We start from the raw sequence: 1,294 nt of genomic DNA on the forward strand, positions 1-1,294 counted from the left end.
TCTCAGGAATGACGGACGTTTACGCACTCGATCTCTACCGCAAGATTAACGGCCACTCCCTGCCAAGCGTATAGGAGCGGAAGGGTTTGCTCTAAGACTGAATAGCCTAAAGCGTTTTTCCCTTACCCCACACGATGGCGGCGTAAGAGCAGGTAAAGCACCACCGGAGCACCGAGCAAGGGGGTGACGGCAGCTAGAGGCAGTGTGCCTCGAGCACCAGGTAGGTGAGTCAATATTAAGGCAAAGAGGGAAAGGTCGGCACCGAGCAGGGCAGTGGCGGGCAAGAGGTGTCGATGGTCGGCACGGCGCAACCACAGGCGGGCCAAGTGAGGTACAGCCAAACCGATGAAGGAGATAGGACCGCACAATGCGGTAACAACTGCGGTCAGGAGACCGATAAGCAAGAGAAGAAGGGTGCGCACCTGCTGTACCCGCACGCCAAGATTGGCGGCATAGGCTTCGCCCAACAATAGGGCATTGAGTGGACGGGCAAAACCGAAAAGTCCCACAAGGGGCACCACAATACACAGCGCGAAGAGCGGCAGACGCTCAAACGAAAGAGACGAAAAATCACCCATTCCCCACACCACAAAGGCACGCAGGCCATCTGCCGTAGCGAAGAAGCTCAGCAGGGAGATAAAGGCCGAAAGCACAAAGCTCATCATCACGCCGATAACCAGCAGGCCGAGGCTATCGCTGACCCAACGACTGCACAAGGTGAGCAACAGGATGACGAGCATTGCCCCGAGAAAGGCCGCTCCTATCGTCAGGAGTTGGCCGCTTAGGGCAAGGCTTCCCCACGTCAACGAACCACCCCAAGCCAAGAGGGCAAGCGAGGCACCGAGTGAGGCACCTCCGCTCACTCCGAGCAGGGAAGGGTCAGCCAAGGGATTGCGAAAGAGGGTCTGCATCACCAGTCCGCACAGTGCCAAGGCACTACCGGCCAGCACAGCGGTCAGGGACTGGGGTAGACGTGACTCCCACATGATGAATTGCGCCACAGCCTCATCGCCGGGAGCAGCTTCCGCAGTCGTACCAAACAGCCCTTGTCCTACCTCCGCAAGCGTCAAAGGGACGCTCCCGACACAAAGGCTGAGGGTAAAAAGCAACAAAAGGAGGAGCAGGGGAAGAAAGACTGCGCGCTGCATAAGCTGAGGAATGAAGGGATGAAGGCGGAATTACTGCAACGGGGTGAAGTAGTGTTCCCCGGGGTAAGGAAGGCCGTAAAACAAGGCCGTTAACTCGCCCAGCAAAAGGTCGGGACGGAAAGGGATGGTCTCGTAATAGGGTGTTT

Annotated in this window: 1 protein-coding gene; it reads right to left on the reverse strand. The window is 57.5% G+C overall.

The annotated features are described in order from the left end of the window. Window positions 1–122: 122 nt before the first annotated feature. Window positions 123–1,148 carry an iron ABC transporter permease gene (locus tag Q4P78_RS08900; protein ID WP_303340015.1) on the reverse strand — a complete coding sequence of 342 codons (1,026 nt, stop codon included), beginning with the start codon at window positions 1,146–1,148 and terminating at the stop codon, window positions 123–125. Between the last annotated feature and the right edge of the window lie 146 nt (window positions 1,149–1,294).

It is taken from the genome of Rothia sp. (in: high G+C Gram-positive bacteria) (assembly GCF_030540545.1).
Taxonomy (GTDB): Bacteria; Actinomycetota; Actinomycetes; order Actinomycetales; family Micrococcaceae; genus Rothia.